The 26,869-nt window shown below is 62.8% G+C and carries 24 protein-coding genes and 1 pseudogene; 19 read left to right on the top strand and 6 right to left on the bottom strand.

What is annotated here, in order from left to right:
* The first annotated feature begins 300 nt into the window (after window positions 1-300).
* Entirely contained in the window at window positions 301-1,173 is an 873-nt protein-coding gene (locus EXW95_RS01880; RefSeq protein ID WP_346417600.1) for a site-specific integrase, read from the top strand.
* A 243-nt stretch (window positions 1,174-1,416) separates the two neighbouring features.
* Here the strand turns inward: EXW95_RS01880 and EXW95_RS01875 are convergent, their stop codons facing one another.
* The gene (locus tag EXW95_RS01875) at window positions 1,417-2,274 is read right to left on the bottom strand and encodes a hypothetical protein (protein WP_174366052.1); all 858 of its coding nucleotides are present in this window, start codon (window positions 2,272-2,274) and stop codon (window positions 1,417-1,419) included.
* On the opposite strand from EXW95_RS01875, the gene EXW95_RS01870 reads away from it, so the two are divergent.
* From EXW95_RS01870 to EXW95_RS01860, 4 genes are read left to right on the top strand one after another with little or no spacing between them, the layout of a single operon-like run.
* Window positions 2,273-2,665 (top strand): hypothetical protein, encoded by a 393-nt coding sequence (locus EXW95_RS01870; protein WP_078305624.1) that lies wholly within the window; start codon window positions 2,273-2,275, stop codon window positions 2,663-2,665. The genes EXW95_RS01875 and EXW95_RS01870 overlap by 2 nt on opposite strands.
* Window positions 2,662-2,793, top strand: a complete 132-nt coding sequence (locus tag EXW95_RS20935) for a hypothetical protein (RefSeq protein WP_256434980.1) — start codon at window positions 2,662-2,664, stop codon at window positions 2,791-2,793. The genes EXW95_RS01870 and EXW95_RS20935 overlap by 4 nt, the downstream gene beginning before the upstream one ends.
* Entirely contained in the window at window positions 2,790-3,233 is a 444-nt protein-coding gene (locus EXW95_RS01865) for a hypothetical protein (RefSeq protein ID WP_174366051.1), read from the top strand. The genes EXW95_RS20935 and EXW95_RS01865 overlap by 4 nt, the downstream gene beginning before the upstream one ends.
* A 4-nt stretch (window positions 3,234-3,237) precedes the next feature.
* Window positions 3,238-3,690, top strand: coding sequence for a DUF2227 family putative metal-binding protein (locus EXW95_RS01860; protein ID WP_078305622.1), 453 nt, complete (start codon window positions 3,238-3,240; stop codon window positions 3,688-3,690).
* On the opposite strand, the gene EXW95_RS01855 is transcribed toward EXW95_RS01860, so the two are convergent.
* Window positions 3,670-4,218 carry an HD-GYP domain-containing protein gene (locus EXW95_RS01855; protein ID WP_078305621.1) on the bottom strand — a complete coding sequence of 183 codons (549 nt, stop codon included), beginning with the start codon at window positions 4,216-4,218 and terminating at the stop codon, window positions 3,670-3,672. The two genes, EXW95_RS01860 and EXW95_RS01855, sit on opposite strands and share 21 nt — an antisense overlap.
* A 137-nt stretch (window positions 4,219-4,355) precedes the next feature.
* Here EXW95_RS01855 and EXW95_RS01850 point away from each other — a divergent pair, with 137 nt between their 5' ends.
* The 7 genes from EXW95_RS01850 (at window position 4,356) to EXW95_RS01820 (ending at window position 15,696) form a co-directional block, all read left to right on the top strand.
* Window positions 4,356-6,422 carry a GspE/PulE family protein gene (locus tag EXW95_RS01850; protein ID WP_078305620.1) on the top strand — a complete coding sequence of 689 codons (2,067 nt, stop codon included), beginning with the start codon at window positions 4,356-4,358 and terminating at the stop codon, window positions 6,420-6,422.
* A gap of 14 nt (window positions 6,423-6,436) precedes the next feature.
* Window positions 6,437-7,567, top strand: a complete 1,131-nt coding sequence (locus EXW95_RS01845; RefSeq protein ID WP_078305769.1) for a type IV pilus twitching motility protein PilT — start codon at window positions 6,437-6,439, stop codon at window positions 7,565-7,567.
* A complete protein-coding gene (locus EXW95_RS01840) occupies window positions 7,564-8,859 on the top strand; it encodes a hypothetical protein (RefSeq protein ID WP_078305619.1) in 1,296 nt (431 codons plus the stop codon). Before EXW95_RS01845 ends, EXW95_RS01840 begins: the two co-directional genes overlap by 4 nt.
* Window positions 8,856-9,428, top strand: a complete 573-nt coding sequence (locus EXW95_RS01835) for a type 4a pilus biogenesis protein PilO (RefSeq protein ID WP_078305618.1) — start codon at window positions 8,856-8,858, stop codon at window positions 9,426-9,428. Before EXW95_RS01840 ends, EXW95_RS01835 begins: the two co-directional genes overlap by 4 nt.
* A 1,521-nt stretch (window positions 9,429-10,949) precedes the next feature.
* Entirely contained in the window at window positions 10,950-13,211 is a 2,262-nt protein-coding gene (locus EXW95_RS01830; RefSeq protein WP_078305616.1) for a type II secretion system protein GspD, read from the top strand.
* A gap of 45 nt (window positions 13,212-13,256) precedes the next feature.
* Window positions 13,257-14,354 carry a hypothetical protein gene (locus tag EXW95_RS01825; RefSeq protein WP_144012336.1) on the top strand — a complete coding sequence of 366 codons (1,098 nt, stop codon included), beginning with the start codon at window positions 13,257-13,259 and terminating at the stop codon, window positions 14,352-14,354.
* 115 nt (window positions 14,355-14,469) lie between these two features.
* Entirely contained in the window at window positions 14,470-15,696 is a 1,227-nt protein-coding gene (locus tag EXW95_RS01820; protein WP_078305612.1) for a type II secretion system F family protein, read from the top strand.
* Window positions 15,697-15,801: 105 nt separating this feature from the next.
* Here the strand turns inward: EXW95_RS01820 and EXW95_RS01815 are convergent, their stop codons facing one another.
* On the bottom strand, window positions 15,802-16,581 hold the full coding sequence (locus EXW95_RS01815) for a hypothetical protein (RefSeq protein ID WP_144012335.1): 780 nt from the start codon (window positions 16,579-16,581) through the stop codon (window positions 15,802-15,804).
* Between the two features lie 519 nt (window positions 16,582-17,100).
* Here EXW95_RS01815 and EXW95_RS01810 point away from each other — a divergent pair.
* From EXW95_RS01810 to EXW95_RS01790, 5 genes are all read left to right on the top strand, one after another.
* On the top strand, window positions 17,101-18,744 hold the full coding sequence (locus tag EXW95_RS01810; protein WP_078305611.1) for a M3 family metallopeptidase: 1,644 nt from the start codon (window positions 17,101-17,103) through the stop codon (window positions 18,742-18,744).
* A 201-nt stretch (window positions 18,745-18,945) separates the two neighbouring features.
* A complete protein-coding gene (locus EXW95_RS01805) occupies window positions 18,946-19,095 on the top strand; it encodes a hypothetical protein (protein ID WP_174366050.1) in 150 nt (49 codons plus the stop codon).
* Window positions 19,096-19,128: 33 nt separating this feature from the next.
* Window positions 19,129-20,877, top strand: a complete 1,749-nt coding sequence (locus EXW95_RS01800; RefSeq protein ID WP_144012334.1) for a hypothetical protein — start codon at window positions 19,129-19,131, stop codon at window positions 20,875-20,877.
* A 239-nt stretch (window positions 20,878-21,116) separates the two neighbouring features.
* The gene (locus EXW95_RS01795) at window positions 21,117-21,701 is read left to right on the top strand and encodes a hypothetical protein (RefSeq protein WP_144012333.1); all 585 of its coding nucleotides are present in this window, start codon (window positions 21,117-21,119) and stop codon (window positions 21,699-21,701) included.
* 190 nt (window positions 21,702-21,891) lie between these two features.
* A complete protein-coding gene (locus tag EXW95_RS01790) occupies window positions 21,892-22,620 on the top strand; it encodes a hypothetical protein (RefSeq protein WP_144012332.1) in 729 nt (242 codons plus the stop codon).
* 43 nt (window positions 22,621-22,663) lie between these two features.
* Here EXW95_RS01790 and EXW95_RS20445 read toward each other — a convergent pair.
* Together EXW95_RS20445 and istB are read right to left on the bottom strand one after the other, a co-directional pair.
* Window positions 22,664-22,999: pseudogene (locus EXW95_RS20445) on the bottom strand (IS4 family transposase); the annotation flags it as partial.
* Window positions 23,000-23,099: 100 nt separating this feature from the next.
* Window positions 23,100-23,858, bottom strand: a complete 759-nt coding sequence (gene istB / locus EXW95_RS01785) for an IS21-like element helper ATPase IstB (RefSeq protein ID WP_078305607.1) — start codon at window positions 23,856-23,858, stop codon at window positions 23,100-23,102.
* A gap of 180 nt (window positions 23,859-24,038) precedes the next feature.
* Between istB and EXW95_RS01780 the strand changes: the two genes are divergently transcribed.
* Both EXW95_RS01780 and EXW95_RS01775 read left to right on the top strand, forming a co-directional pair.
* Complete coding sequence (locus tag EXW95_RS01780; RefSeq protein WP_174366046.1) at window positions 24,039-25,085, top strand: transposase; 1,047 nt, start codon at window positions 24,039-24,041, stop codon at window positions 25,083-25,085.
* Window positions 25,086-25,313: 228 nt separating this feature from the next.
* Window positions 25,314-25,451 carry a hypothetical protein gene (locus tag EXW95_RS01775; protein ID WP_168174665.1) on the top strand — a complete coding sequence of 46 codons (138 nt, stop codon included), beginning with the start codon at window positions 25,314-25,316 and terminating at the stop codon, window positions 25,449-25,451.
* 31 nt (window positions 25,452-25,482) lie between these two features.
* On the opposite strand, the gene EXW95_RS01770 is transcribed toward EXW95_RS01775, so the two are convergent.
* Complete coding sequence (locus EXW95_RS01770; RefSeq protein WP_254605453.1) at window positions 25,483-26,853, bottom strand: IS66 family transposase; 1,371 nt, start codon at window positions 26,851-26,853, stop codon at window positions 25,483-25,485.
* Between the last annotated feature and the right edge of the window lie 16 nt (window positions 26,854-26,869).

Below are 26,869 nucleotides of genomic sequence, written 5' to 3'. Positions count from 1 at the left end.
TGTAGCAGGGGGATAACTCACATCGGCCGATGCGGAGTTGAACTGCTGTGGGTTCTGCACATCGATTGCCAGGTGTTGGGGGCAGTGCAGCCTTGCGATTCTGTAGAAGCTCCGGGTCTCTTTTATCTGCTCTAAACGTTTTTAGGTAAGATAAGACATGCCCGCTCTTCGGACAGCCCAATGACACTTGACCACTACCGCAACGGTAGACTGGCCCAGGCCCAAACGTGGGCTAGCCTGCCCGACGACGAACTTCGCCGCCGCGCCGTTCAGGCCGCCGGCGAAAAAGACATTGGTGGCTTGATCTCCCTCACCCAGGCGTATCTCACCCACGAGGGGGCCAGCGGCCTGCTCACCAGTCCCCGCACCATCGAGGCCTACACCCTGGGCGTCCGGCAGTTCCTCGATCACGCCACTTCGAATGCCGTGAACCTCCTGCGGCCTGGTCGCCGCGACGCTTCGAGTTACGTGGCCGCGATGCTGAGCGCGGGCCGCAAGCCTGCAGGCGTACAGCTCAAAGTGGCCGCCGCGAACTGCCTGTATCGGGCGCTGCGCTGGGCGGGCGCCACCGAGGCCGATCCCTTCATGGACGTGAAGATCCCCAAGGACCGCACGCCGGGCATCGTCAAACGCCCGCCGTACCAGGAAGACGAGCTCGCGGACGTTCTCGATCACGCGGACGTGCACGTGAAGTTCCTGCTGTTCCTCACTGCACACGCGGGTCTGCGGATCAGTGAAGCGCTCGCCCTGACCTGGGAGGATCTCGACGAGGCGAACCGGCGCGTCCATGTCCGCAGCGGCAAGGGCCGCAAGGAGCGCCTGGTCGCCATGAGCACCAGTCTCGCCCGCGCCACCCGCCACTACCGCGGCCTCTACGCCCCGGGCGGCCCCGAACACACGGACGGCAAGCGCACCACGCCCCGGGACCGCGTGTTCCGGTACGCCTCACCGATGACCGCCCGGTACCACCTGGACAAGGCCTTCCAGGCCGCTGGCGTGAAGTTCCGGGGCTTCCACCCGGGCCGGAAGTACGCCGGGACGCGGCTGCTGCAACAGGTCAAGGACTTCGGGCGGGTCGCGGCGCACCTCGGACACGAGAGTATCGACACGACAAGGAAGGGCTACGCGAAACTCGCCACCGATGACCTCAAGGATGATCTGGTGGGCTGGTGACCACATCCGACACAGCCAGATCCGAGATCTCCCCAATCTCGGCACTCGACTGATTCTCACACCGACGAACCGGCTGAGGCCGCCCCGCACCAACCGCGGCCGCAACCCATTCCTGCAGTTCAGCCAGCTGCGCGGCATTGGCCAGATCGTGATGATTCACCCCACCACCTTGACACGTCACCCCTCCGCACGCTGCCACACCTGACGCACCTCACCCGGCCCGCCACCGCCACGCGGACAGGTCTACCCAAGTCGCCGTCCCTCCCACCCCGCACGCCGCACTTCCGCCCGCGTCAACGACAACCACAGCTGCTGATATGCAGTCTCCTGCCACTCGAAATCACCCGGAACCATCAAATCACCGTCCAGCGCAGTGCCCTCTAGCAGGGAAGCGACCACTCCGGATCGCACCAGCCACGCGCTCGTCACGAGCAGCGCGGGCAGCCTCTCCGGCACGATCCCCTGCGCCCGTAACGCCTCATCCGTCTGGGCCATCAACCGCACAATGCCCAGAGGCTCGTGATGCCGGTACGCCCCCACCCGGTACCCACCCGCCCACACGTACTGCTCCAACGGCATCCCAGACAAGGCCCGCGTCACCTCCGCCGCCCAGACCACCCGCCCATCCGCATGCACCGCCCGAAGGGGCGTCCAGCGCTCCGCACCGTCCAGCAGATCAACCCCTCGCACCAGACTGCACCCAGCCGCGGCCGCCGTACTCTGCAACTCCAGGTGATCATCCGCTGTCAGGACCGCTGCCTGGACCGTGCTCCGCAGCATGCCCCGTTCCGCCGGGCTGCTCAGATCGAAGCTCCCACCACGTCCGACCGCGCGAGTGCCCTGCACGATGAACGCCTCGTGTCCCGCAGGCCCACGTAGCGTGAAGGCTGTGACCCGTCCCTCCCGCATCGAGACCTCCACTTGCTCCGTAGGTCCAGCCTCCATCACCTCCCGCATGAGGTGCCGCGCCGGATCCAGCGCGCAGGTCACCGGGGGCACGCGCCGGCGACGGAAGAAGGACGGCAAGAAGGTCATGCGCTCACCGTAGTTGCGCTCGGGGTGACGGACCGTCACCCCCACGACCCGCACACTGCCGGACATGATTCCTGCACTCCAGCAACTTCTGGTCACGCCAGACGGCGCGCTCCCCACCGCCCACGCGGTCACCCTGGCCCACACCTCCTCCACAGGGGACACCACCCGGTTCGCCGTTCTAGCCACGACGCCCGCCGCCGCGCGCCGCCTCCGGGCTCTGCTCCCCCTCATCGACGGCCTGGCGTCAACCGAACATCACCTTGTGACGCAGGGCGATGAGCACTGGCTCATCACGACCACCGGGCATGCGGGTCGCTTGCGCCCGGCCCCTCAGGGCGGTTTCGACCTCGACGACGGCTTCGGGCAGCACCTCGGGTACCTCCCCACGGCGCACTTGGACCGCGCCGTACAGCTCGCGACAGACCATCTCAACGCGGCACAGCAGGAGGCCAAATGAACCCCACGGATACGATCGTGCTCATCACACTCGTCCTGCTGGGGGCCGTCAGTGCCGCCAGCGCCTCGCGGATCGGGGGCACCCTCCCTTCACGCTGCTCCTCCCACCCGCTGCTGTCCTCAGCGTGACCCTCCTCAGCCACCCCGCCGGGCTGCTCGTGGCAGCGGCCCTGACCGTCCTGGCCTTCACCCTCGCGTTCGCACCCCGAGCGACCGCCGTCCCCATTACTTCCCGGGATGCACTCCTGATCACCTTGACCCTTTTCATTGGCCTGGTGGGCTACGCCACGCTGCAAGGCGGCGTGCCCGCCCCCGCCTACGCCATGATCATCGGGCTCACTGCCGGGTGCCTCGGCGCCGTCCACGCCCTCAACCCCGCCCCGGAACTCGCCCTCTTCGGACGGAACAGCTGGCACACCGCACTCGCCCTGTTCACCCTGCTCACCTTCGCCATCGGCGCGACCTTCACGGAGTGGTTGGGCCTGCTCAGCGCGGCCACCCTACTCCTGATCACGTTCGGCCTACGCGCCCTCCAGGCCCGCCGGTCACCCCCAGGCGACTCACGCTGAGACCATGCACGGCTACCAGCACACCACCGTTAACCTGACCGCCACGTCCATCACGTGCGGCGCCCTGATCCTCGCGGGATACGCAGAAACTGCCCTGGCCCTCGGAGCGGGTCTCGCCTTCGGCACGCTTCTCGTTACGCCGGACCTGGACCTCCACCGCAACGACGCCAGGCGCCGCTGGGGCAAGATGCGCTTCATCTGGGCACCCTACGCCGCCCTCAGTCGCCACCGCGGCATGAGCCACACCTACCTGGCTGGGCCCACGATCCGCCTCGCGTACCTCGCCCTCTGGGCGGCCCCGCTGGTGTGGGGCGCGCAGCACTTGCAAATCACCCCTACGCTCCCCAGCTGGAATCACATGACCATCGCCGTCATCGGGTACTTCCTCGCACAGTGGCTGCACCTCCTGTGTGACGGCATCATGCCCCTGGATCGATCACACCACACGCGACGCTGAGCACGGCACAACTGCATCCAACACCGCCGAAATCACGTGCGCGGGCAGAGGCTCGCCCCGCAGGATTTCAGCGCTCTCCTGCACACTCCTCGACACCCGGTACGGCCGCGCCTCGCGCAGCGCCACATACACGTCTGCCGCTGCAATGAGCGCTGTCAAGTCCGGCAGCGAACGCAGCTGGTCCGGGTACCCCTGGCCATCCAGGCGCTCATGGTGATGCCGCACCGCATGCAGGACTGCCAGCGGCGCGTCCGGCCACCACTTCCGGATCAGACCCTCCCCCTCCACCGGATGCGCCCGCACCAGCGTCCACTCCGACGCCGACAGGGCCCGCTCCGCCCCCAGGATGTCCACCGGCACACTGATCTTCCCCACGTCGTGCAGCAGCCCAGCCACGTACGCCACTTCAGGATCAATCCCCAATGCAGGCGCCGCCCACCGCGCCAGGTGCGCCACGTCCAGGGCGTGCTCGCGCCCACAGGCCTCAAGAACGCCGCCAACGGACGGCCACAGGGTGATGTCGTGCATACCGGCAGCCTCCCCGCCGTGGGGGTGGCGCCCCACCTACCACCCACATCCCCCAGCGGGGGGGGGTGACCCCGCATTCGTCACCCCCAGGACAGGCACCGTACAGCCATGCCAATCGACCAGATCACAGAGGCATCATGAGCAGCCACACGCCACCCCCAGTGGAACGCCACGCCGCCCCGTACACGGCCAGCTTCCTGCAGGCCCTCGCCCGGTACGGCCATGACACCACCGACCTCGACCACCCCCACCACTCCCCCCTCGCCCTCGCAAGGCGTGCTGGCATCCCCGAAGGCCACCTGACCGGTGCCCTGAACCTCATCCAGTTCCCCGTGGTCGAACAAGCCGCACCCGCAGAGGACGCCCCGCACGGCATGTACATCGGGACCCACCGCGGACAGGACGTCTGGGCCGCCGACGACCCCTGGGACCTCACGGCTGAGGAGTACGCGCAGGGTCTCGTCGCCTTCCGACCGCAGGCCCCCGCCACGCCACCCCCGCCCACCGCCCGCACCACTGAAGCGCCCGCGCCCGAACGGGAGCGCCCCATGCGGACCGTCATGGACGCCCTGTACCTCCTGGGCTACGGCGAGATCCGCCCTGACGAACTCACGCAGTCCAACTACCAGGAACGCCTCCTGCAGGATGGGCGCATCACCCCAGAAGAACTTGCGCAGGCCTACGCCAAGTTCACCGGGACGCCGTACATCAGTGCCCGCCGCGATCCGCCCCACCCGGACGTCCGGAACATGCTCAGCGACGCCACCATCAACCAGTACCGCATCGTGCCCCACTCCAAACGCGGCAACGTCCTCACCATCCTCGTGCAGGACCCCACCGACACGTTCTCCCTGACCGCCGTCGAGGACGAACTCCAGCACATGGAGATCGAGGTCGCCGTCGCCTCCGAACCCGACCTCGACCACCTCATCCTCACCCTGTACACCCGCGCCGCACAGGATGCCGAGCTCGAACGTGAAGCCGCCGGACGCCAACGCGACCAGGACATCGTCGACCTGGACTCCGCCGACCCGAACAGCCCCGTTGCCAAACGGATCAGCAGCGCGATCATCGAGGCGGCCAGCAACGACGCCAGCGACATCCACTTCCAGCCGGAACGCACGGGCCTGATGATCCGCGAGCGCCTCCACGGCAACCTCATCGAACGCAGCCTGGTGCCCACAAGCCTCGCCACGCAGATGATCAACCGCCTGAAGATGCTCAGCGGCATGAGTCTGGAAAGCCAGCTCCCGCAGGACAACCGCATCGCGATCCCCCTGGTCGTCAACGGCAAGGAGCAGCTGCTGCGCATGCGCGTCTCCAGCCTCCCCAGCAATCACGGTGACAGCATCGTCCTGCGCCTCCTCAAGGACAGCGGCACCCTCCCCACCCTCGACGACACCGGGTTCAGCGAGCACAACCTCGCCCTGATGCGCGAAGCGACGACCGGCTCCAATGGCCTCCTGCTCGTCACCGGTCCCACCGGCAGCGGCAAGACCACCCTCATGCACACCGTCCTCAAGGGCCTCAACACGCCCGGCCGGAAGATCAGCACCATCGAAGACCCTATCGAGTACGAGCAGCCCCGCATCGTACAGACCGAGATCCGCCGCACCGATGACCCCAGCACCTCGCTGAACTTCGCGCGAGTCCTGCGCGCCATCCTCCGCCAGGACCCGGACATCGTGTTCGTCGGCGAGATCCGCGACGAGGAAACCGCTGAAACGTCCGTGCACGCCGCCCAGACCGGTCACCTGGTCCTCTCCACCCTGCACACCAACAGCGCCCTGGCCACCATCTCCCGCCTGATCGACCTCGGCGTGCCCGCGTACGCCGTCGCCGAGACCCTGCGCGTGGTCGTCTCACAGCGCCTCGTGGGCCGCCCCTGCCCCGAATGCAGCGTGGAAGAACTCATGCCCGAGCAGTACGCCCCCACACCCGGCGCCACCATGCTGCGCGGCACGGGCCAGCAGGGCGGCCGGACCTGCCCCCTGTGCCACGGCCAGGGTGATTACAAGCTCATCCCCGTACACGAAGTCCTTCCCGTCACCCCCGACGTCCGCGCGGCCATCGCATCCCGCGATCAGGGTGCCCTCGAACTCGCCGCCACCATGGCCGGCCTGAAAACCCTTCACCAGGACGGCATGGAGAAAGTCGCGGCCCATCAGGCCAACCTCCACAGCGTCCTGACCCGCGTCAAGTGATCCCCGAGGCCACCATGATCCCAGTCACCCCCGAAAACATCAGCACCGTCCTCGACGACCTCACCCGCGCGGGCGCCTCTGACATCCAGCTCAAAACCGGCCAGCCCCCCCTGATCGCCCTGCACGGCGTCTGGACCCCGCAGACGCAGTACGCCCTCTTGACCGGCAACGATGTCACGAACCTTCACCAGAAACTCTGCCGGGACACCCGCTACCGGGACATCCCGGACAGTCAACCCTGGGACGCCGACTACCGCACGTCCACCAGCCTCAGTAACTTCCGCGTGAGTGGTGGCAAGGAGCACGGGCGGCCCTACCTCGTCCTGCGGCCCCTCCCCCGCGAGATTCCCAGCTTCAACGAACTGCGCCTCCTGGACGACGAGATGGGCGAAACGCCGCACGGCGTCGGTCACCTCACTGAAGGCTTCAAGTGGGTGATGCGCCAGAAGCGCGGCCTCATCCTTGTGACCGGGCCGACCGGGAGCGGGAAGAGCACCACGCTCGCCAGCTTCGTCGATCACGTGAACCGCACCCAGTGCCACAACATCATCACGATCGAGGACCCCATCGAGTTCGTGTTCCGCAGCAAACGCAGCCAGATCCTCCAGCGGGAAGTCGGCGTGGACACCAGCTCCTTCAGTGGCGCCCTGCGCGCCGCGCTCCGGCAGAAACCCGACATCATCCTCGTCGGCGAGATGCGGGATGCGGAAACCATCAACGCCGCCTTCCGCGCCGCGGCCACCGGGCACCTCGTACTCTCCACCCTGCACAACAACGAGAGCGCCGCCACCGTCGAACGCATCATCAACGAGTTCCCGGCCGAGGAGCAGAACCGCGCCCGGCACGCCCTCTCCGAAATTCTCGTCGGCATCTTCGCGCAGCAGCTCGTCCCCACCATCGCCGGGAAGCGGCAGGTCATCCACGAGGCCATGGTGCTGACCAGCAACCAGCGCAGCATCATCCGCCCCAACGGCGAAACGGACAACGGATACCTGCAGTCCCTCCGAGACACCCTCAAAGCCCGCAACCCGTACGGGAACCGCAGCATGGATAACGAACTCAAGCGGGCCGTGGCAGCCGGGATCATCAGCGAAGAGGTCGCCCAGGAGTACGCCATCCAGCCCGAGAAATGGAGTGCCGAATGAACGTCCTCTACTTCGACGGCACCCAGGCCCTCCTCCTGAGCCCTACGAAAACCGCCGAGCCAGGATCGATCAAGAACCTGCGCGCCATGGCCAGCAGCATCAAAGCGAAGGGCCCTACCCTCCTGGTCCTGCACGGGCAGCTCCAGCAGGAGAAGGCTCCGCCTGCCGTTCCGAAGGACAACCTCCTGCCGTTTCTGGACACGAAATTCCAGAGTTTCGTCTCCACCACTCCGGGTTCAGACACGTTATTTACCCTGCACGACCGAGCCCTGGTCGCCCAGGTCAACGCGGCCGCCCGCGGCACCGGCCTCCGCATCACCGAGGTCATCCCCTTCGCCAGCGCCGCCCTGCGAGCCGCGGGCCTCCCCGACAGCGCCGTGATCATCCACCCCCTCGACGACACGTTCGAGGTCACCGTCGCGTCCCCTGCACACCTCGTCACCCGCTCCCAGGCCCGCAACGACCGCCAGGACCTGGAGAAGGTCGCACACACGGCACTCAATCGCCCGATCGCCAACGGTGATACGCCGCACCTCATCGTGATCGGGGAACCCGCCGCTGGCCTGACACTCCCTGCCCCCATCACGGCGACGTGGCTGCCACTCGATGTGGCCCTCCGGGGCGCCAAGGTCCCTGCGCCCAAGCAGCCCGCGACGGCCGGCGGGGTCGTCGCCGCATTCTCACGCCGCCTGGATGCCGCCACCACCATCCACCCAAGTCTGTACGTCGCGCTGGCCGCCACCGCGATCATCAACGGCGGTCTGTTCGCGCTCGCGACGGCCACGAAAGGACAGAACGCCGTCCTGGAAGGACAGCGCGCCACGCTCGAACAGCAGGCCCTGGAGACCCAACGCCTCCGCGCCCGGAACGAGCAACTTGCCGCGAAAGTCACGCAGGCGCAGACCCTCATGAGCAACAAGGGTCCGCTCGCCGCCGATCTCCCCCTCATCGCGGCACGAGCCGGTTCCATCCAGGGGGCCCTCGTCCGCCTCGCGGGACCGAACTCACCCACGGAAACGGACACCCGCGCCTTCGGCACCGCCGTGGACCGCACGTACGACCTGAGCGCGGTCACCCGCAGCCCGCAGGACCTCGTCCGCGCCTACCAGGTGGGCGGCCTCAGCGTGGACGTGCGCAACATCGCCTGCAAGGCCCAGTCCTGCGATGTCACCTTCCGGACCGCACCCATTTCACAGGCGGCCACACCCACACCGCAGGCCTCACCGACGCCGAATGCAACGACATCACCCGGTGCCGTGTCGGGCGCCGCGACCGCCGGAGGCACCCCATGAACCAGAAAGCCCTCCTCCCAGCCGTCGCCGTCAGCCTCCTGGGCGTACTCGGGGTCGTGAAGGTCACCTGGCCGATGGTGCAGACCGCCCGGGCCGAGCAGACCCGCCTACGCAGCGAGATCGACCGCCTCAGTGCCGACGCAGCCGCACTCCCAGCCGAGCAGCAGAGAGAAGCCGAGCTGCGCCGCGCGGACGCTGAACTCCAGCAGAGCCTCCCTGACAGCGAGGAACTCCCTCGCGTACTGGACACCCTCCAACTGGCCGCCCAGCGCCTCGGGATCACCACAGGCAAGCTCTCCCGCACCGTGCGCGTCAGTGATGTCGCAGGCGTCACCGCCGTGGATCTGGACCTGGATATCAGCGGCACGTACGCCCGCACGCAGGCCTACGTGCAGACCATCGCCGCGCTCCCCCGCGCCTTCACCGCCCGCGGGATCAGCCTGTCGGCCGGAGACGACGGTCAGGTGACCGGCTCCCTGAAACTCACCACCTACACCCGCGACAGCACACCAGTGAAAGCGCCCCCCTCGACAACACCCACTGCCATCCCGACCGGAGGGACACCATGACGCAAGAAGACCAGCAACACCCCATCCCTCGCCCGGTCCCGGCCCGGCCTGCTCCTGCACCGGTCCGTGAATCCGCACCTGCGGCCCCGCAGCCCGTGGCCGCCCCTGCACCCACGCCCTCGGTCACCCCTGCTGCACCTGCACCTGTCCCTGCTCCTGCAGCCGCGAAAGCAGCACCACGCCCACGCCCCGCACCCAAACCAGACGTGTCGCTGCCCCCAGCACCCAGAGAATCCGTCCCATCTGTGGATCAGGAACCAGAACACCCGGAGCCCGAGTTTCAGCTACCTAGCCCTGAATCGACCCCAGCATCTGAGCCCGCGATCAGCAGCCCTCAACAGGGCGCGCCCAAGCAGCGCGGCCTGAAGAAATTCACCCGCCCCAGTCGGCCCCCAAAGGCCTCAAAGGTTTCAAAGGTTCCTCCTCAGGCCGCCTATGGGGGTTCAGGAGCGACACCCAACGCCGCGTCGAAGGGCCGCAATAAGCCCGCACCCCGCCTCTTGATCATGACGGCCGCACTCGGAGTTCTCGGCGTGATCCTTCTCGCCCGCGCGCTCCATCACGACCCGCGCCCCCCCGTCGCAACAGGAACGCTCGGCACCACCGCACCGACCGAACCTGCCAGCGCCCTGACCCCATCACCGGAGGGGAGCGGAAGCGTGGGAACGCCAGGCACCACCACAACTTCCAGGAAAACGCCTACGGCCGCAGAAATCTCGTCGGCACTCTCAGGCCACCCAACCTCAGAACCCACCAGCACCAGCGTCCCGGCGGCCACGGTGCCGTCTGCCGCCACAGACCCCAGCCGGACCGGCATCACGCCCGCCAGTGGTGAAGAGGCCGCTGAACAGCCGCCCGTGAAAGCAACACCCAGTGAGGAAGTCGCCTCGGCGCTCGTCACTCCAGATCCAGCGCTCTCCAGCTCGTTCGGTTCGGGCGCACCCAGCAGCACCGGCGCCGCACGAGCCACCGTTCAGAGTGCCGTGCAGCAATCAGCGCCCGCACCCTTCCAGACCGCCACCCCCACGGTCGTTCCCATTGACACAGCTCCAGTCGCTCCGGTTCCGATCGTGAGCGCACCCACGCCGCTGCCCGTTCAGTCGGTGAAACCGGTGCAGGTCGCACCGATCACGTACGCGCCACCCCGGTACGTGCCCCCGCCCCTGAGCCTGTCACTCCACTGCCTGTTACCGCCCAGCCCGTCACGGTCCTGCCCGCGCCCCGCCCGCAGAGCACGGGCAGCGCCGTCGCCGTCACCGTCCTGACCCCTGCACCCAGTGAGACCGCAGCGGCCCCTGTTGCGCCCGTCACCCCCACGTCTGCATCCGTGACGTACCTCGGCTCGGTGCAATCCGAGGGCGGCCAAACCATCGCGCTGCTCACCGTCAGTGGCCGGGATGAGACGGTCGCAGCGGGGCAGGTCATCCCGGGGACCAGCGTGAAGGTTGTGACGGTCACCCCTACGCAACTCACACTCCGTGATGCAAGTGGCACGCGCACCGTGCTGCTCCAGGAGGCCGAATGAACCGCATGTTGACCCTGATGCTGGCCCTGTCCAGCGCATCCCTCACCGCGTACGCCGCCACCCCGGCGGCCGTCACCGCCACGCCCGCACTCGCGGTCACGCTCCCCAGCAACCCGAAGCTCGCCAAGACGGTCACCGTCACGCTCCCCAGTGGCGCACCACTCTCCACCGTCCTGACTGCCATCGCCAAAGCGACTGGCCTCACCCTCCTCTCCCGGGATATCCCAAGCGTGCCCGTCACCCTCTCCATCAAGGGCCTGACCGGCAAAGCTGCCCTCGAACGCCTCCTCAGCCTGTACAGCGACAAGATCGCCGCGCAACTCATCGGCGACACGCTGGTCATCGCCCCGCCAGGCGCCATCAACGCCCTGCTGACCGCGCCCAAGCCCATCCTCGTGACCGTCCCCGTGCTGCTGACGGCCGATGACGCGGCTCGCCTGGCCACCCTCACCGGGACGACCATCGTCCCCGTGGGCGAGGCGAGCATCGTCAGTGGCACGGCGGAGCAGGTCGCCCAGGTGCAGGCCCTCCTCACGACTCAGGTGAGCACACCCGCCGCTCCAGGCACCATCACCGACAGCGTGCCCATGACCCGCACGGACCCCGACCTGGCCCGCACGACCCTGGCAGCCCTGCACGACGTGAAACTCTTCGCCGCGTACGGCCGCGCGTACCTTCAGGCGCCCAGCGCCGCCGCGCTCACCGCCGCGAAGATCACCCTCGCGCAGCTGGAGAAGGACGCCCCCGACCGAACGGCCACGACCACCGATCAGGAGCCCGTTCCCCTGGCCGTGCCACCGGCCGACGTGCAGCAGCAGCGCACCATCCAGACGTCCCTCAGTGCTGACCTCGTCACCCGCATCGCCGCGAGTGTCAGCAGCACCCTGAAGCCCACACCGCTGGACGCGGGCACGTACGTCCTTCGCGGCCCCGCCGACGACCTGACGGCCTTCCAGACCGCCCTGAGTGCCGCTGAAGTGCGCGAAGCCATGCGCGTCATCGTGGTGTACCCGGACGTGTCCAGCGGGACGGACGCGACCCTGAAGGAGATCTTCCCGAACGCATCCGTCCGCGTGGTCAGCGGCGGCCTGGAAGTGCGGGCCACGCCGATCGAGCAGGTGCGTGTCAGTGCCTACCTGCAGCAGGTGCGTCTGGGCACGCCCACCCCGGTCCCGACGATGGAGGCCGTCACCCTGCGCGTTCCGCTCGCGTACGCCACGGCAGCCACCCTCGTGCAGCAGCTGGGGACCCTGTACGCGCAGGACGGCACCAAGGCGGAGGGCGGCGAGAAGGCCACGACCGGCACAGCAGCACAGGGAACTGGCAGCACAGCGTCATCTACCACCCAGGGCAGTACTCCTTCGACCAGTCAGAGCGCGGGACAGAGCGCGGGCGCCACCCTGATTGGGGGCGTGCGGGTGGTCGCGGATGACCGGACGCGAAGTGTGGTCCTCACCGGCAACCCGGACGCTGTGGCCCGCGTGAAGCGCACCATCGAGGATCTCGACGCGCGACTGCCCGATGTCCGCATGGCACTGCGCATCGAACAGATCAGCGGCAGCAACGGCTCAGACCTCGGTCTCGACTGGAAGGTCGGCGTGGGCGGCTTCAGCATCGGGCACACGGACGGTGCACTCACTGCCGGGTACTCGGCTGGACTGAGCCCCGTCACCGTGGAGGCGAAACTCCAGGCCGCCCGCACCAGCGGCCGCGCAAACACCCTGCTCGACACCTCGTTCGTCGCGCAGGACGGTCGGCCCAGTGTGTTCCGCAATGGTGGCCAGCTGCTCCTCCCGGTGACGAACACCAGCACGGGCGGCGGAACGAGCACCACCACGCAGACCCGCGAAACCTACGACTACGGCCTGAACGTCACCCTGACGCCCCGCCTGAGCCCTGACGGCCGCGTGGAACTCCAGATCCAGCTCGACCTCGGGCAGACGCCCCGCGCCGGCGTCCAGAATTCCATCCTCGTCGAGAAGCAGACCCTCACCACGATCGCCACCGTCACCCCCGGCGAGACCCTCCTCCTGGGCGGCGTCCTGTCCACCGACGACAGCGCCACGAAGAAGGGCGTGCCAATCCTCAGTGAAATCCCCGTACTCGGTGCCCTGTTCGGCAAGACCAGCGTCACGAAGGGCACCAGCGTGCTCCTGATCAGCCTGCAGGCCGCCGACCGGTCCGACACGCGCGGCCCGGCTGTCCCCACGGTGACCCCAGGCGCGGGCGTCACGCAGATCAAGATCCCCGGCCGTTAAATCGTCACCCCTACTGCACGCACACTGCTCCCAGCGAGGTATCCCATGAAGAAGTTACTCACCGTTGTCCTGACCGCCCTCCTCAGCTCCGCCAGCCTCAGCGCCGCACAGACGGCCGTCAATGCCGTGGTGACCGCGCCCGGCGCCCAGCCGATGGTCATGCCCCTGAACGTGCAGCTCCTGCCGTACGGAACTGTGACCATTGCCAACGGCACGTATTTCATCCCGAATTACGAGGGGACCGGCATCAGCATCTACATCCAGAGCCCGCAAACCATCCGCGTGGCCACCCTGGAGGAGACCGTGCGGTACCAGGCAGAGTGGATGCGCATCACCCAGGCGATCTCGTCCGGGCGCTCCACCACGCCCGCCGCAGCGCCCCAGGCCGCCTCCGTCCCGGTCATGCCGCAGGCTACCCCCCAGGCCCAGACCTTCCCCACCAGCCCAGCCGCCGCCATCAGTGTCCCGGGCACGGCAGTGCCGACCCTGGCCTCTGCCATGCCCGTAGCCTCGGCACCCGCCATGAACTGGACGGCACCCAGCACGGCAGCAGTGAGTAGTACCCCCGCGCCAACGCTGGCGAACTTCCCCACTGCGGCAGCTCCCCTCCAGCAACCCGCCGCACCAGCACCTACCACCTTCCCTTCGGCGAACAACCTGTTCCAGCAGGCGGCGTTCCCGACCGCTCCCAGTGCGTTCCCGGCCGCTGCCACCGCCTTCACGCCAACTACGACGGCTCCGCAAGTGGCCTCTGCACCCGCCACGGCAGTCCCCAGCGTGGCACCGCAGGTACAGCAGGCCCAGTACACCCCCACCACGACGCTCGTCCCCGAGTACCTGCGCGTGAACTTCCGCGGGCGCGGCACCAACGTCACCTACTCACTCAGCAACACCAGCAGCAGCCAGGCCATGCAGATCGACCCCGCCTCCCTGCGCGCCTACCAGAACGGCCAGCCCGTCGAAGCGCAGCTCGCGCAGCGGGACAGCAGCGGTGGCACGAACGGCGTCCTCATGCCCCGCGCGATGCTGGTCGGCACGATCTCCGTCCTCACGCGGTCCGCCGCGCCCATCACGATCACCTGGCAGGCGAAGGACACGCAGGGCCGCGTCTACCCCATCGCCTACGCATGGATGCCCGAATGAGACGCCCTGTGACCGCGCTGGCCACCACCGCCCGCCCTGTGTGCGTCGATTGGCTGCTCGGGGCCGCCCTGATCGGGATGGCTTGGCTCATCCCAGCTGCGAGCTCACTGGCCGCATGAGGACCTGGAATTACAAGGGCTTCGACGCCCGCGGCGCAGAACGCAAGGGCAAGATCGTCGCCGCGACGGAGGAGGAAGCCCAGAGGATGGTGACCGGCATGGGCGTGCAGGTCACCAGCATCACCCGCAACCAGGACATCACCATGCCCTGGGAGAACCGCCCCCCCAGCCTGAAGGACCGGGCCATGTTCACGCAGCAGTTCGCGCAGCTCCTCGGGTCGGGCAGTGTCGCGCAGAGCGAAGCCTTGGGCGTGGCGGCCCGGACCACCACCAACCGGCAGCTTCGCGCGGCCATCGAGAGTGTCCGCAAGGAAGTCGACGAAGGTCATCCCCTCGACGAAGTGGTCGCTCGCAAGCAGTACGCCCACGCATTCGACCCGGTGTTCGTCGCCTTCATCAAAATGGGGGCTGAAGGCGGCAGCATCGCCCCAAGCCTGAAAGAGCTCAGCGAGATGTACAAGTGGCAGCTGCGGATCGCGGGCATGGTCAAGAAAGGCCTGACCCTCCCCGCCATCATCATGGCCGCGTGCTTCATCGTGACGTACTTCATCATGGCCAAGGTTGTCCCCACGTTCATGGGCATCCTGGACGGCCTGAAGGCGGAATTGCCTCCGCTGACCAAGGTCGTGAAGTCGATCAGTGAGCTCGCTTCGAACCCACTGGTCACACTGGGTGTCGTGGGGGTGATCGTGGGGATCGTGCTGCTCTTCCGGTGGTACCGCAGCACCCCAGATGGTCACTACCGGATTGACGAGTGGATCCTGCGGTTACCGTTGGTCGGGCCGATGACCAGGACGTTCATTCTCGCCCGCGTCAGCCGCGGCCTCTCCGTGATGCTGAAGAACAGCATCCCCCTCGATGACGCCCTCTCCATCACCGCACAGCTCGCCGCGAACGACGTGTACCAGAAGCACTTCCGGGAAATGCGCGCACAGGCCATTGATGGACTGCCCATGTTCCCCGTCATGGCCGGCCATCCCAAACAATTCCCTGAGCAGTACTGGCTGCAATTCCGCGCAGCCGAGGACAAGTCCAAACTCAAGGAAACACTGAACTACCTTGGGGAGATGTACAACGACGAGGTGACGACCCAGGTCGAAGGCCTGACGACCGCCATTGAACCGATCCTGATCGTTTTCCTGGGCGGTGTGGTGGGGGTCATCGTTGTGTCCGTGTTCCTCCCGATGACGACCATGATGAACAGTATCGGCTCTGGCTCCTGAACTCTTTTCAACTACAATCTGAACCAAGCTTAGAGCCCCTTAGAAAAAGGGGCTCTAAGCTGCTTTAATGAATTCATTTATCGCATGACGATGTCGAGCTAAGAATTATCCCAAAAATGGTAAGGTGATGATTTGCCATAAGAAAAATGCGAATATAAAAAAGGCTTTTGAATATATCGACTTGGAAAATGCGAAGCCAATGCAAGAGAAAAGCACAGCGAATCCGGGAACAGGCATAATTATATATGCTGTTAAAAAAAATAAAATTAGAAGTATTTCTCTAATAATCGACCATTTATAAGACAGTGGAGCAATAAAAGCAAATGCAATTGTGATTTCTATAAATTGAGTAATTGCAGTGAATACTGCCGCCGGGCGGTCAACGCTGAATCTCCCAACCAGGTTTACAGTTTGAGTCGTATCTTGCGCCAATAGCTGACTAATATTGTTAATATTTATTGATAGGCTATGTCTATCCAAACCTGTAAATGGGCTTGTGGTTATTCCCATAGGCACGGTTGTGATCATAAAGTATTTCATCGCATCGCCATCGGCAAATTCTGGTGACATTAATTTCCAAATAGCCGCAAAAAGGAACACACAGCCAATCAGATATTGCCCCGCCTTACCGACAAAGTTCAATCTATCCTTAGAAAAAAACGATAGGAAAATAGCAATAATCCAATATAGTACAAGAAATGCATGGCCTCCAAGAGACCACCAGTCAATAATCGACGGTATCAATACAAGCAATAAAACTACAAACCAGAATAATTCTCTATCGAGAACACTTCTAAATATCACGGCGAATATAAATATACAACCGTATATCATTTCAATTTGTTTATTTAATCCGGTGAATGTCAACAAAGTGAAAAGGGTCATGAGGCAGATTGTCTGCCATGTATCCACAGTCTTAAGTAAACTTTCTATGGTAGATTTTTTACCGACAAGGCTCAACTGTAACTGACTCCTTTAATGAATTGGTAACTGTGTACATTTTGTCGTCAAATGATATTTCTCTAAAATCCACTCGAACTGCTTTCAATTCTGGATATTTAAATCTAATCTCTGAATTACACGCTATCTGCTCCCCATAATTAATGAGATTACGTCGAGAAGCTCGAATCATAATTGTCTCATTCGCCCGCCTCATAGCCTGCGGCGCCTCCGCGCGCTGCCAATCACCATACTGATCACGGACGAAAATGAACACACGACGACCCCGCTGATCACTCATCGTCGAATACATACCGAAGCCTCCACCTCGCCATGCACTCACAGTCTCGTGATGCCAACGCCAAACATGGGCAGACGCAACCAGCGTCAAGATGACGGCTGGTACGGTCGCCAGCATGTGGTCAAGACGGCTTAAATTCGGCATACGACGCTATAGTTTAAGCCATGTCCACCCCGCTCGAAGACCTGGATGCCAGGGCACAAGCGCTCATGGCTGATTACCGGGCGCTGATCGAGGTGTCCGTTGATCAATCGAACCTGCCCTCCTGGTTCGCCACCTGGAGCCAGCTCAAAATGCGTGTCCAAACGCTCTGGATCGAGCAAATCGTCGGTCAATATCAGCGCCCGGGCGACGAAGCCACCGACGCTCTACACAAGCGCTACACGCAACACTGGTTACCTGAACTCGAGAAGCTCGACGGCGTCCTGAACGAACTGGCCAACCAGATCGGTCTAGAATCTGTCAACCCTGCCGTCTCCGCATTGATCGCCAGTGGGCCCGCACCCTCACCCCGCATGGCCGAACTGGAGCAGGAATTCAGGCGACTGACGAAGCAATACCAAGATGTCGTAAGCCAACACCACGTTATGTTTGCGGGCAAGATGCTGACGATGGCGGACGCTGAGCGCATCCTGCGCGAAAGCCAAGACCGCAACGAACGTGAGGCCGTCTGGAACGCTGTCAAGGCTGTTGAAATGGCCTCTGCGTCAGGACTTGACGACCTCTTCGCGAAGATACTCAGCGTACGCCGGGCAATGGCAGCGGAGGCAGGCCAAGCCAACTACGCCAGTTACAGTTGGTTAGACCGCAATGACACCATTGCAGGCACGGAGGAACTGCTTCGGACGATCAGTGAGGTCTTCCATCCTGTCGATGTTTCCCTCCATACACACCGAGCGCAGGCCTTAGGCGTCCCCACACTGCGACCGTGGGATCTGCAGGTCGCACTTGTTGAGCCCAAATCATTCGATCTTCCTCTCGATCAATATGTACCTACGGCAATCCAAGTCCTGAACAGCCTGGATACCCGATTCGGGGAAGTTGTTCACCAGATCCAACAGTATGAAGGGTTCGATCTAGCGCCCAGACCTGGGAAGCCAAACGGCAATATCTGCGCTCATTTTATGGCCACCGGTCGTTCAGTACTGGTCTGTAATTTTACCGGCGGCGTCAATCTCTTCCGGGGTTTTTTGCACGAACTGGGTCACGCTATACATAATCACACCATATCAAGCAATCCAGATCATGTTTTCTGGGATTTTATGAATTTCTGGGAAGTTCAGGAATTCTATGCATTCGTATTCACCTATATAGGCCTGTTAGAGTTCTTTGAGCTTCACAATATCGCAGAAGATGAGCGGACCTGGTATCTACGTTCCACGGCTGAGCGCATCATGGAACGCTTCCGCGATGTTGAGGAGAGAACTCGACTGGAGCTCTGGATCTATCAGCAGGAGCAACAGCCGACTGCCGAGGAGATCGATGCGGAGTTCCTCCGGTTGGTCCAGACCTCAGGCGTGGATTGGAGCGGATTCGAGGACATTCTGAAGAAAGGTTGGCAGAAGCCCCATACCTTCCGTTTTGCTTTCTACAACGTGGATTTTGCGATTGCGATGATCGCAGCGCTCCAATTCGTGCACGCGTTCAACCAGGACCGAAATGCGGCTCTTGAACGCCTGAAGTCCAGTATGCTGTTAGGCGCGACCACAGGGAGTAAACGGATTTTCGCCGAGGCTGGTATTGCGTACCCATTTCAGAAGGAACAGCTAGCTTTGGCCCGAACAGTTCTCGCAGAATGGTTGACATAGGGGATTATTATGTTTAAGAAAATCGCCGCCTATTTGCTGGTTTTAGGACTTGGTGTATGTTCCGCATTTGCGATTGCAGCAGACGGTCATACACTCGCTTCGGATGACAGCAATGTGAAATGCTGTGCTTCCTACACCACCGATTCCAATTAGCCTTCTGCGTTAACTTAAGTTGACGGTCAACTACACATAGGAGTCATTATGTTTAAGAAGATTGCTGCTTACTTACTTGTTGCTGGCATGGCTTTAGGTGCGGCTTTTGCATATGCCGCAGACGGAAAGAGCTTCACGACCAGTGGAGCCACAGGTGGTGGGAACTGCTGCGGCTCGCTCACTACTGATCACGATTAAAACACAATCAATAACATCGGGAAGAGGTACTGAATGGACGTCCACGGAATTGACCTTGGATCATCTCAAATTTTTCAAGATTGGTTCTTGGAACAACTGGAAGATTCAATCCCCCCCGAAAAAATAGTTGAAGCGCTCGAAGCCCTCGGAACAACTGAGGCGTACATTCGGGCGCTCATTGTCTCGTATTGGCGCACCACCCCGCAAATGGAGCGGCTCATTAAACATGGCCTATCCATGAATGATGCGGTTGCCAATGAGACAGCCAAGGGATTTGCTGTTTATCGGCGCTCAATCAAAATTTTACAAGAAGGTGGGCCTCAAATGCATGTCCGGGTTGCGGAAATGCGAGGAGCTCTTGATTTTGCGCTGGACCGTCTAAGCAAATTACCCATGAGCGATTTAGTCATGGAAGCTCAGATCGGCATTTATATTCCTCTCTCCGTGCTCGCCCTGAATGAGCAGGATTTTGATCAAGCGATTCGATTTGCATCGCAAGCATTATTTATTGCAGAGGAAATGAGTGCCGCAGTATCCACAGCACGGGCACGGGCAATCTTGATATCCTGTCATTCTACCGCGGGACATGTAGAAACCACGGCCGCCCTCGTACAGGACGACCGGAAGAAAGGCTTCCGGTACTCCTGGCGCTACACAGAACTGGTCCTTGCAAACAGTCTCTATATCCTTGGAAATTATGTTGAGGCTGAAAGTATCTTAACCAGTTTGGCAGAGCGCACGGACGGCGCCTACCAGGTCCGAGCACACTCGATGATGCAGCGCAATGCCGCCCTTTGGGGCATCGGTGGCCTCACTGGTGAAGTGCCACCCACTGCACTGGGTGAAGAGCCGTTCGGTTGGATCACTGAAGCAATGCGGGCCCTGATGATGGCCACCGCAACACCTCGCGAGGGAAAAGAGGCAGAGGAGCGAGCGGCCCACTTTGCGACAGCTCTCCACATCTGTGAGCAATCAGACGACGATGGCCTACGAATTTATCAATGGCAACATGTGTTCGCCAAATGGGTACGCGCAACTGCGTACCTAGGACGCGGTGAGTTTTCATCAGCGGCTGGCGTGCTGGAACGCCTGGATGCCCTACCTGATGAGATGTTCGATGTGCGTGTGCTCTCTCTCGGCGCCGGGCTCGAGCTCGCGTTGAGTTGGGCCGCGCCAGAAGATTTCTCCGTCGCGAAATTTGAATCCAAATTGCGTAAGGTCTTTGCTGAGGCTGAGAAAATTCGCTATGCCAGCGCGCCTGGACTAGCGAAACTGCTGCAGCGCTGGCATCCCACAGCAGCGGCCTATCTCGCATTGATGCCTGACCCTATTACCGCGTGTGCGTTTGCCGTTCGGAATGTCATGAAAGTCGGACAGCAGAATCTTGTCTTTGATGACGTGACGCTGCCACCGGTCTATGCCTGTGACCTGGTGCTCCGAGCGCTGGACTTCGACCTCCGCAGGGACTTTTCATTCATTCAGAGCGACCTGGGAGGAAGTCGCCGAAAGAAGAAAGACCTTCTGCAGCAAGTTGGCGAGGTCACCCTCTGGCGTCAACCTGTCTCCGCAGTTCGAATTGCATACGGACTGCTCTCACACCGGAACGACGTCTACCACTTCCGGGCACGTTCTATCTTGGCGACTTATGGGATTCGGCCGACGACGACCGCGATCTATCCCATGATGGGAACGCTAGAAGCGGTGGAGCGGGCGACCCGCGACTTACTGGAGGGCAATCTGACGCCCAAAGGACTGACGAGAAAGATGCTCGAAGCTCAGTAAGCAATGCAGCTAGTCATGATCTGACTTACAACACACAATTCCCCAACTCATCATTTTCACATGAAGTATTCGGCTGCCTGTCAGCCGATTACTTCATCTCCCCATTAGTATCCGGACATGCAACATCGCACGGGGATCTTGGGGGCGCCGGTCGTGATCCATCGGTCCGTCACGGCAACGGCATGCCACATGCTCACGCGTGGCGCCATACGGGTCACAGCGGTCCTTTGGATGGACGTATGACGCCCGCACACCAGATCACTCCTCTGTATCGCCAAGAGTTTGGACCCTGCACGGGGTTGTTGACCGTCCCGGGTTCACCCCGCATGCCTGTAGCCGCAGGCGTAAAGGCCGCAGCCCTCGCCTTCACATGCCGCCTGTACACCGACATCGGTACACTGCATCTCATCCGCAGCCGAGATTCGCTTGCGACGGGATTCCTAGCCATTCATCCACGGCTCTCCCCGCACCACGCCACCCCCGCTGTCACCGTCCAAGCCTGCGGGCAAATTCAGTTTGATGGGGTGTACCTGCATCACGCGCTCCAGCCTTTCCTTGAGCTGGAGATTCAGCATGTGGTGTCCCTCCACCTAGAGCAGTTACGTGCCCTCCCCCTGCCAGAAGGCCTGCTCAGCGTAAGTGATCAGGCTGTTCGCATGGCCGTCGGCACGGGCGAAGCGTGTGTCCGCGATGCAGATAACTACCTGACAGTCTCCTGGGAGTCGGGCCGGCAGAACTATCGCTGGGCTACGTTTCAGGACAACACATCCACGTTGAACTTACGACCTGTGATCACGTGTACACGGCAGAACCAGACGGCATGACGTGACTTCGATCAGGAGCTCACCGCGGCTTATCAGCAGCAGGATCATCTGACACCCATCGCTATCGGATTAGCTGCACTGCACATTCACCAGGCCGACATTCAGATCGCAACACGCGATCACCACCGGCACTGGACGGAATTTACAGTGCAGCACGTACGAAACGCCCTCTCGATCTGAGGTTCAGACCATGACCAGTACTTCACACATCGTCCTCTTCTCTGGTCCGCATCTTTCTAACGCCAACCACACTCTGTACAACGCGCCGGATCGACCGCACTCCAGCCTGCCTGTCACACGCATCCTGACGCCTGTTGGTCTGGTCTACCTTCTCCCTGACGCGCACGCCCTTGCGTGCGGATTCGTAGCAGTACTGCCGGAACTCTCCGATCATCACGCTACGCCAGACCTCACAGTGCATCCATGTGGTCGCGTAGAGCTCGATGGTGTTTTTCTCGTTCCACATCTCGTGCCATACCTCGAGGAACAGTTGCGCCAAGCGCTACTGCCGCATCTAGCGACCTTTCGGGTCATGGATACGCCAACCGGTTTCCTGAACATCCGCTCGCAGGCCCTCAGAATCCGTGTGGGAAGCGGTGAAGTATTGATCCGCGACGAGGGCGGATACCTAGCCGCCTACTGGCGTAAAGACGAGTCGGAAGTCAGTTGGGCGGTCTTCCCGGGGCATTCAACCTTCAATGCAGCCCGTCATTTAGGCACTGAGGCGGATCGAGAGGCTCTCATCGCATTCAACTCGGCGTTGCTCACTGCAGATCAGACAGACACCAATGTCCCGTGCAGAGTCATGCTTCAGGCACTGCGCCAGCATACGCATGACCTGGAGACCGCGAACGAAGTTCACCGTAAGCACTGGGCGAACTACGCCTTGAGTCATGTCCGCGAAGCACTTTCCGTCTGAGCTGCTGGGGACCCTGTCTCAGCAATCGCATGTAGGGCCGTCCTCAGCACCTGACACTTCGGGAATTTGACGTGTGGGTGGGCGGAAAAGACGTTTTGAGCAGCTCAAAGCAGCCCCAGAAGGCCTCCCCGCCCCACCGCACCGCCTGACTCAGCACCTGCCACCCCATTCGCACCTGGCTGACCACCGCCCGTCCCCGATTGTCCTGCCGCGGTGGGCTCTCCTGCCCCGTCTGCGCACCCACCCGGGCCATCCACGCCAGTGCGACACACAGCAGTCCGAACAGCCGCGAGATCCGCTCAGGGGCCGTCATGTGGGTCGCCTCCAGGTTCAGCCCGCGGCCCTTCAACGACGAGAACGCGGACTCGATGCCCCAGCGGTGCGTATGCTGGCTAATCCGGCAGTCGCCGCTGGAGTTATCCGGCACCTCATGCTGAGGTTATCCGGCACTCTCCCCCACGGCAGACGAGCTGTGTCCATTATGAAAGGCTGACGGCTGATGGGGTCAAGTGACGCGACCTCTTCCGCAGACTTTCTCCCTTCAATTCAATCCGGTAGGCGTGATGCAGGACGCGATCCAAGATCGCGTCCGCCAGTGTCGGATCACCCAGATTGGCGTGCCAGGCCGACGTCGGAAATTGACTGGTGATGATGGTGGATGACCGCTCATAGCGGTCATCCAGAATCTCCAGGAGAATTCTTCTGCCTTCTGGCGTCGGCACATCCAGCCCCCAGTCGTCCAGAATCAGCACCTGCACCTTGGCCAGGTGAGCGAGCAACTTCAGGTACCGCCCGTCGCCTTTGGCCAGCGTCATGTCCCCAAGCAGTCGTCCTGTTTGTGCGTACAGCGCGGTAAACCCCTGGCGGCAGGCCTGGTGTGCCAGGGCACACCCAATGAACGTCTTGCCGACCCCCGTCGGGCCGGTGATGATGACACCTCTCTTTTCGGCGATCCATTGCCCGCTGTGAAGTGACCTGAACAGTTTGGCGTCGAGCCCACGTGGATGTTTGACATCCACCTCCTCCATGCTGACGTTCTGTTTCAGCCGCGCCGCCGACAGGCGGCGCGGCATGCCTTTGGTATCCCGAATGACGCGCTCGCGTTCCAACAGGAGGGTCAAGCGTTCTTCGAAGCTCAGTTCGCGGATGCTGGCCTGTTCCTGCTGTTCCTGAAGCGCCAGGGCCATGCCATCGAGTTTGAGCGTGCGGAGTTGTTGAATCACAGGGTGCAGGAGCATCAAAACCTCAATTCAACACGCGGTCCGTGTCGGGTTCGTCGAGATCGGCGAAGTACTGCGGGCCACGGAGATTGCTGTGAACAAGAGTTTCCACGCGAGAGAGAACAGCGACCAGAACGAAGGCCCAAGAGGCAGGGGCTTGAAATTCCCCGGTCTCATGGGCCTTGATGCGAAGTGACTATGCCTCGCATCCCTAGCCTACCGCACAGCATCATCACCGCCCAGCTGAACCGGGTCACCAGCCTCAGTGGCCTCGTCCCCTACAGCACCCTGCGGAAAAGTGCCATCTCCAAAGAGATGGCACGGGACTCCTTCGCATCGACAGAAGACCTCCAGCGTCGAGCCAGGAACGCGCCTTCCGGCGCGTTCCTGGCCATCGATTTCGTCATGGTGCCCCACGCCGGACGGACGATGGAAGGCGTGAACTACCACTACAGCGGTCAGGCTCAGACCCGTCTGGGCCATCAGTTCACCTCCGCGGCCCTGGTCAGGTTCGGTGAAGATCCAGTTCCGTTGCTCGAGCGCTTCAAGGTTTCCCAGCCCCTTGAGACGACCTGTTACCCGTACCGCACCGCCACGCAGGAAATGATCCACGTCGTTCAGGATTGCCTCGCGGCGGGCGTCCCCATGGCGGGTCTGCTGCTGGATGGAGAGTTCGGGCGGGACGCGGCCGTGACCTTCAGTCGCGAGCATCAGATTCCGGTCTTGATCCGTGCCAAAGCCAATATGACCGTGCAGTTCGAGGGTGAGTCCCTCACCCTCGGTGCGCTGAGCCGGCAGTTCCCTCCGGAACGCTGTCACCTGTACGCGGAGTTCGGGTGGCGCGTCCGTCGATTGCCGGTTGCCCGTGAGGTCGGTGGGTTCGATGTCCTGATCGTGTGGCGCAAGGTGCACGGGGAGTGGACACGGTTTTTCCTGTTCAGCACGTTTGGTGGTGACGTCACGGTTCGCTCACTGCTGCGGGCCTGGAAGGCCCGCTGGGGAATCGAGGTGATCCACCGGTTCTTCAAGCAGAATCTGGGGCTGGGACGCTGTCATTGCCGGACGCTCCAGGCGCAGGAGAACTGGGTGTGGTGCGTGGTGGAAGCCTTTCACGCAGTGCTACGGGTGCGTCGGGAAGGACCGGGCATGACGTGGCGAGCCGCACAACGGCAGGCAGCTCAGAATGCCGAACAGTACGTCCTGACCGGCCTTGAGCAGGACGGACCCCTGCTTGACGCCGCGTGACACGACATCAGCAGGGAAGTGGAAACTCTTGCTGTGAACCGCCACGGGCAGCACCTCAGAGGCCGCGGGCAGTTCGGCCTCGTCCAGGCGGTGCTTCAGGATGGAACGGACGCTCTGCAGGCTGTGGGCCTGCAAAAATAGGGCACGGCGGCACGCGGCTTCCAGCCGCGCGCCATATTCACGGTGCAACCGGAGAATGCCCAACACCGTGCGTTTTTGCTGTTCAGGATGCTGTTCACCATCGAAAATGGCGCAGACCAGCGCGGCGGTCTGTTCACCAATGGCTTGGGCTTGCTGGATCAAGGCATCCGCGTTCAGAGCAGCGAGCTGCCGATGATGGGTCGGCATATGTTCCGCCGTCTGTGATTAGCGGTCGGTCGAAAGGTCAAGCGCCCAGTTAGCGCATCAAGCCGGTCAGGACCACGACAGGGTCCTGACCGCGCAACCGCGCGGTCTCCACGGTGGACTTGATCCGCATGTACGTCTGCGCACCCACCGCATTTTTGCTGCACTGCGAGACCTTCCTCGCCATCACCACTGTCCGCAGGGCACGTTCCGCGGCGTTGTTCGTCGGTGGAATGTCCGGGTCCTTCAGGAACCGCCACAACCGCTCGAGCACGCTCTGCTTCAGGATGCCCAGTCGGAGTCGCTCGTTCGCTTTCGACTTCAGCGGTGCCCGGTTCAGCAGGGCGTCCAGACGCAGGGTGAGTTCCTCACCCTGCTGCGCGTACTCCTCTCGCGTACAGACCCCAGTCGTCACGTCCTGGTGCAATCGGATGCCGTCCCGGAACACCTGCGCGACCCGTTGCCCGTACAGCTCTCCCCGCCCGGGTCGCCGCTGGAGACCAGCGGCGACCTCATCTGCGTTGCGGATCAGGTGCGCCAGGCACTTCTGCTGCCGGACGTCCTGCAGGAAGCGGCTGTCGTACGAGGAGAAACGGTCACTGATCAGCACGCCGGCGAAGTTCTGCCCCAGACCTTCCCGGACTTCCACGTTCGTGTGACGCAGGTTCGCGCGGAACAGCACGGTGTCGGCGCTGCGGAAGGCGCCTACCCAGGCGTTCTGGGCGCCGATCCGCCAGCCGGTGTCGTCGTGATGCACGTAGGGCGCCTGCTGGATCTGTGTCTGCAGTGCGTCGACGTGGGCCGCCAGGGCGCTTCCGTCGGCCGCAAGCCGCTGGGCGGCTTGCGTGATCGCACCCTGCGTGATCTGGAGGCCGCCGAGGAGGTCCATGACCCGACCGATTCGGCGGACCGGCAGGCCTAGCTCGTGATGCAGGGTCTGCAGGGTGGCGTGCAGGACGGGGCCGAGTCGATGGGCAGTCGCACCGACCTGATCGGCTTTCAGGTCGGGATGGTCACCACGCACTGCGTGGTGACACTGCGGGCACTCCATGACGGGCACGTGGTACTCGGTGACCTGCATGGCGTTCTGGGGGACGAGTTCCGTGACCCAGGCCTTGTCCTGACGGGTGAAGATCAGCAGGCCCGTGAACCCACAGCGAGGACAGGTGTTGGGCGTGTCGACCTCCACGGTGGCCGTGATCTGCTGTGGCGTGGGTGAGGCCTTGTGGGCGAAGGTACCTTCACCAGGACGGCGTCCTGGTGATTTGGGATCGGCGGTGCGCTTCTCCCGACTGAAGGGGGCGGCGTACTTGCGTTCCCGCCGTTCGAGTTCCTTGATGCGCTTCTTCAGGCGGGCGATTTCCGCTTTGAGGGCCTTGTTCTCGGCGATCAGTTGGTCGATCTGCTCAGACTGACGACGCATGATCTCGAAGAGATCC

Source organism: Deinococcus sp. JMULE3 (genome assembly GCF_013337115.1).
In the GTDB taxonomy this organism is placed as follows: Bacteria; Deinococcota; Deinococci; order Deinococcales; family Deinococcaceae; genus Deinococcus.
Note: the sequence above shows the minus strand (reverse complement) of the source record. Positions and strands in the feature narration are given on the sequence as shown.